The 4344-nt window shown below is 39.3% G+C and carries 6 protein-coding genes and 1 pseudogene; 4 read left to right on the plus strand and 3 right to left on the minus strand.

Annotation, left to right across the window (positions count from 1 at the left end; genetic code table 11):
* Positions 1-305 precede the first annotated feature (305 nt).
* Both AAC854_RS21345 and AAC854_RS21350 read right to left on the minus strand, forming a co-directional pair.
* Entirely contained in the window at positions 306-854 is a 549-nt protein-coding gene (locus AAC854_RS21345; RefSeq protein ID WP_340618854.1) for an IS630 family transposase, read from the minus strand.
* Positions 823-1146 carry an IS630 transposase-related protein gene (locus tag AAC854_RS21350; RefSeq protein ID WP_285808283.1) on the minus strand — a complete coding sequence of 108 codons (324 nt, stop codon included), beginning with the start codon at positions 1144-1146 and terminating at the stop codon, positions 823-825. Before AAC854_RS21350 ends, AAC854_RS21345 begins: the two co-directional genes overlap by 32 nt.
* A gap of 315 nt (positions 1147-1461) precedes the next feature.
* On the opposite strand from AAC854_RS21350, the pseudogene AAC854_RS21355 reads away from it, so the two are divergent.
* Positions 1462-1644: pseudogene (locus tag AAC854_RS21355) on the plus strand (helix-turn-helix domain-containing protein); the annotation flags it as partial.
* Positions 1645-1836: 192 nt separating this feature from the next.
* On the opposite strand, the gene AAC854_RS21360 reads toward AAC854_RS21355, so the two are convergent.
* Positions 1837-2550 carry a LexA family protein gene (locus AAC854_RS21360; protein ID WP_340618851.1) on the minus strand — a complete coding sequence of 238 codons (714 nt, stop codon included), beginning with the start codon at positions 2548-2550 and terminating at the stop codon, positions 1837-1839.
* 100 nt (positions 2551-2650) lie between these two features.
* Between AAC854_RS21360 and AAC854_RS21365 the strand changes: the two genes are divergently transcribed.
* The 3 genes from AAC854_RS21365 (at position 2651) to AAC854_RS21375 (ending at position 4162) form a co-directional block, all read left to right on the plus strand.
* Positions 2651-2872: a Cro/CI family transcriptional regulator gene (locus tag AAC854_RS21365; protein WP_047962140.1), complete on the plus strand. Its 222-nt coding sequence runs from the start codon at positions 2651-2653 to the stop codon at positions 2870-2872.
* 85 nt (positions 2873-2957) lie between these two features.
* Positions 2958-3407 carry a DUF2335 domain-containing protein gene (locus tag AAC854_RS21370; RefSeq protein ID WP_340618852.1) on the plus strand — a complete coding sequence of 150 codons (450 nt, stop codon included), beginning with the start codon at positions 2958-2960 and terminating at the stop codon, positions 3405-3407.
* Between the two features lie 212 nt (positions 3408-3619).
* A complete protein-coding gene (locus AAC854_RS21375; RefSeq protein ID WP_340618853.1) occupies positions 3620-4162 on the plus strand; it encodes an NADAR family protein in 543 nt (180 codons plus the stop codon).
* Positions 4163-4344 lie beyond the last annotated feature (182 nt).

Raw genomic sequence — 4344 nt, forward strand, 5'->3', positions numbered from 1 at the left:
AATCAATAGAATGCAAATGTCAGATTGCGATGCGCCTGTTAGGGCGCGGCTGGTAAGAGAGCCTTATAGGCGCATATGAAAAACCCCCGGCTATGCCGGGGGATACTTATTACGCCTTAACTGGCTTTCCTCTAAGGAGTAAATATGTATTCAGAGAAAGAATGTAAACAGTACACTGAAACATTAACGAGTTTGATAGCGAAGGCTGACAAAGCTATTACTGGGGAAGATTTTGATTTTCTAATGGACTTCTATACGGAAAATAGTTCGTTAGTTGTTCGAGATGGTCCCAATGTATAGCAGAATCAACATAACCTGACACATTCGATGTGCTCGGTGAACAACTCATCAACTGAACATCTTTTTTGTCTTCTTATCGCTTTTGCCCCACCCCATTTGTGTTCTATGGGATTCAAGTCCGGACTATAAGCGGGCAGCCATTCTAATTGATATTGACTCTCTGCTATCGCTTGTATCGTATCAAGTCGTTTATGAAAACGCGCATTATCCATGACTATCACGGCACCGTGTGGGAGTTTGGGCAATAAATCCTGCGTCACCCACGCATGAAAGACATCGGCGTTAATGTTGCCAGTAAATAAGCTTAAGGTGATGAACGTATTTTCGAGAATTGCTCCAATCACGTTAATACGGCCTTTCGCGTGCCAATCCTGTGTACCAAAACAACGCTGCCCTTTCTCTGAATACCCGTATATCCGTGGCATTGACTGCGCGAAACCACTTTCATCCAAATACACAATCGGTTTGCCTTCCTGTTTATAGCCGCTGATGCGTTCGACAAACGCCTGACGACGCTGAGGATCAGCGCGAGGATGTTTTAAGGTTTTTTTTATGAGTGAGGCGAAGCCGTTTCAACGCGTAATGAATCGCCGATTGTGAGACCCCTAAGCGCTTTGCTCTTTCCCATTGATAGTCATCAGGAAAATTTTGGACATCCGCGATGAGCACCTCATCAGGAATTTTCATGGGAGGCTTATCACGCGTCATGCAAGGTTCTATTTTATGACTCCACCGGAACAGGGTACGAATAGAAATCTCAAAATGGGCACTCGTTTGTTCGAAAGTCAACGAATGCTTATCTTTGTATGCCAGTACTCGTTTTCGAAAATCTAGACTGTAACCCATTTCACTTTATGCCTTATCATGTTGGATTTGGATATTATGACATATTAGTATGATTTTGCTATATTTGGTAAGCCAGCCCTACATAAAGCATTTCTATCTATTACACGTAAGCAACGCGAATGGTTAAAAGGAGTGGCTGATAAAGCAGGTGTAACTCCGTTGTGTCATGTCTTAGAAGTGGATGATCAGGTTTTCTGTAAAACGCCTGAATTTCTGGCTGTACACGCTCTGCCAGAGCGCAGGGAGAGGTAGTTTCTTCGTCTTTTTTTCGACTGCTCCTTGGCTAATGATGGGCCGGAACGCTGGAGTAATAGCATGACAGAGCCAATCAGCGTAATTGCAAAAAGTTTAGTCCGTGAGCGGGTACGTACAGGTTTTTCACTGGCGGAAGTTGCACGACGCGCCGGTATTGCAAAATCCACGCTGTCACAATTGGAGGCTGGTAACGGGAATCACAATCTGGAAACACTCTGGGCATTGTGTGTATCGTTGAATATCATGGAACAATTTAACATAGGTTCTGACTTAGATTAAATCAGTAAGTCTAAATTTGAAGTTAATGGAGGAAGTAAGTTAATCAATTCCCCAAGAAATATAATTCACTATATTTTTAGGGGAGTGAGAATAATCAACAAATCAGTAAACAAAAAAGTGGCCGATATAATTGGAACAATAGTTCTATATTATTACTCAAGGTAGTTTCCCAATCTTTGCTTCTACAACCACCCCGATAATATGCACATGGTTATTGAGGGGAATCATATTATATTGGGCGTTCAATGGCTTTAAAAAGGTATCATATCCCTCAGTGATCAATTGCTTGAAAGTGGGTTCTTTTTCACCATCAAGTTTTGCTACGACCAAGTTATTGGTTGTAGGTTTCACTTCTGGGTCAACTAAAATGATCATGCCTTGTGGTACGCTTAATCCATTCGGCGACACCATCGAATCTCCTTTGACTTCCAACCAAAAAGCACGTTGTGAACATTCGACAGAAGTTTCATATCTCTTTTCGACATCATTTGTATGATATTTAGGCGCTGGCTCTTCGCACCAATGATCTACATTTACCCATTCGAGTAGTGGATATTGTTTTTGAGGATTTGGATGAGCTGAAAACGCAGCATTATCTCCATAAAGAACGGCTACGAGTTTCCTTGCCTGTTTATCCAGCGATGGGCTGAAATCTGCAATTTTGACGTCCAATTTTTGGGCAAAATAGGCTGCCATCTCCAAATTAAGGGCATTGATGCCATTGAGATAGTGTGAAATCGCACTTTGAGTCTTGCCAATTTCTTCTGCAAGTATTTCTTGAGAGATGCCAAGTTGTTTTTTCTTAGACTCAAAGAGTGCTTTTAAGCGTGCGGCATCTGCAAGCTGTTCTACTGTGAGTTTCTTTTTCATGCACTCATTTTAATACCAATGCTATTGAAATGATAAATACTAAAAGTATTGAAATATTTAGTACTTTAGATATTATTCTGAAATAGACAGGAGGAACGGCATGGAAAAAATTCCATTATCAGAATATGTAAAATTAAATGGCCAAGCCAAAACAGCACTTTTGGTTGGTGTTCATCAAACTGCGATCAGTAAAGCATTGCGATCTGGGCGTAAAATATTTTTGATTCGTCAAGAAGATGGAACCTATAAAGCGGAAGAATGCCGCCCATTTCCGAGTCAAAAGCAGGCTGTACTACGGGGGAAAAAAATATCAAAAGTATAATTAATTCAACTAAATTATAGGTTGGACTTAGTTATTTCGCTGATTTTATTAAGATGTTTTTTGTGTATATTGCTCAGGAGAGAACATGAATTCTAACATTCGTCATTATTTCAGAGTGATAGGGAGTATTCTTGATATCATGCCCGCAAACGATTATCGCGATACTTTAAATATTGACTCGGCCAGTGTAGATTTAATCGAAAATCAGGTGGTTTCTTGCTGTTCATCCTTCCCATCCCCTGATGCATTAAAAAACTATGAGGAAATTCTACCTGGTTGTGCAGAAAGACTATTTTCTTTCGGGGAAAAAGAGCAGGCTTTTCGCCATGAGAAACAGAAAAAAGCAGTTGATGGCCTGATAAGCCGGGACAGAAGAGGGCAATGGATGGGCTTTTTTATCACCATGTTCATCTTAATTATTGCTACTGTTTTTGCATTGAAAGGAGAAATGTTATTTGCTGGCACTTTAATCACTGTCGATTTGGTGGGATTGGTTGCCGTTTTTGTTATTGGGCGAAGAGCAAATATTAAATGATTTCAAGATAATATGATAAGTTATTCAGAGAACATGTAATTATTTTTATTTGCCATTTTTTATGTTTGTTACTTTTATTCAAACTTATATTTGAGGTTCTTATTCTATATCAATAAAACTGCTGGGATATTCATCGACAAATATAAAAAAAATTGTATGATAGGAGCGTATTTATGCATTTAAGCTAAATTAGCGTTTTATAGAGAGTTAATATGGATATTAAAACACTATGTGATTTATACCAATCAGGAAAAAAGCTGAAATATCTTTTTTTCTGGGGGCATAAAACCAATCATACCAACCACATAACCAAGTCTTGTTTAAGCCAGTGGTATCCAGTTCAATTTACTGTTAATGATGTAAAATATGCAAGTGCGGAGCACTATATGATGGCGGGGAAAGCTCGCTTGTTTAATGATCTCGACGCTCTGGAAAAAATTATCAATGCTAAAAATCCAGGCGCCACGAAAGCATATGGCCGAGAGATACGTGGTTTTAACCAATCGATTTGGGATGAACATCGATTGAAAATAGTGATTGAGGGTAATCTGGCAAAATTTTCCCAGAATAGACCACTGGCAGAATTTTTATTAAATACTGGGGATAAAATATTAGTCGAGGCTAGCCCTGTTGACCGTATCTGGGGGATCGGTCTGGCAGAAGATTTGCCCAATATACAGAATCCCTTGACGTGGAATGGTCTGAATTTATTAGGATTTGCGTTGATGGCTGTACGTGAAAAATTGAAAGCATAAGATAAACGGTAGAGTCCATCCAGTTGGACTCTACCGTTTATCTTTCAGTCTGATTTTTTCCTTTAACTTCAGCTCATATACAGGATCTTAATAATTAAGTCTTTCAAAACATGCATTCAATGTCTTGTTTTTACATGATTTTCTTTGTGGTGTTTTGAAGGCATTTTGACCTAAGTACTCCC

It is taken from the genome of Xenorhabdus entomophaga (assembly GCF_037996725.1).
In the GTDB taxonomy this organism is placed as follows: Bacteria; Pseudomonadota; Gammaproteobacteria; order Enterobacterales; family Enterobacteriaceae; genus Xenorhabdus; species Xenorhabdus khoisanae.

Bases quoted from the DNA above. Each gene is read 5' to 3' on its own strand.
- AAC854_RS21365 (WP_047962140.1), top strand. From the start codon at position 2,651: ATGGAAAAAATTCCATTATCAGAATATGTAAAATTAAATGGCCAAGCC.
- AAC854_RS21375 (WP_340618853.1), top strand. From the start codon at position 3,620: ATGGATATTAAAACACTATGTGATTTATACCAATCAGGAAAAAAGCTG.
- AAC854_RS21360 (WP_340618851.1), bottom strand. From the start codon at position 2,550: ATGAAAAAGAAACTCACAGTAGAACAGCTTGCAGATGCCGCACGCTTA.
- AAC854_RS21350 (WP_285808283.1), bottom strand. From the start codon at position 1,146: ATGGGTTACAGTCTAGATTTTCGAAAACGAGTACTGGCATACAAAGAT.
- AAC854_RS21370 (WP_340618852.1), top strand. From the start codon at position 2,958: ATGAATTCTAACATTCGTCATTATTTCAGAGTGATAGGGAGTATTCTT.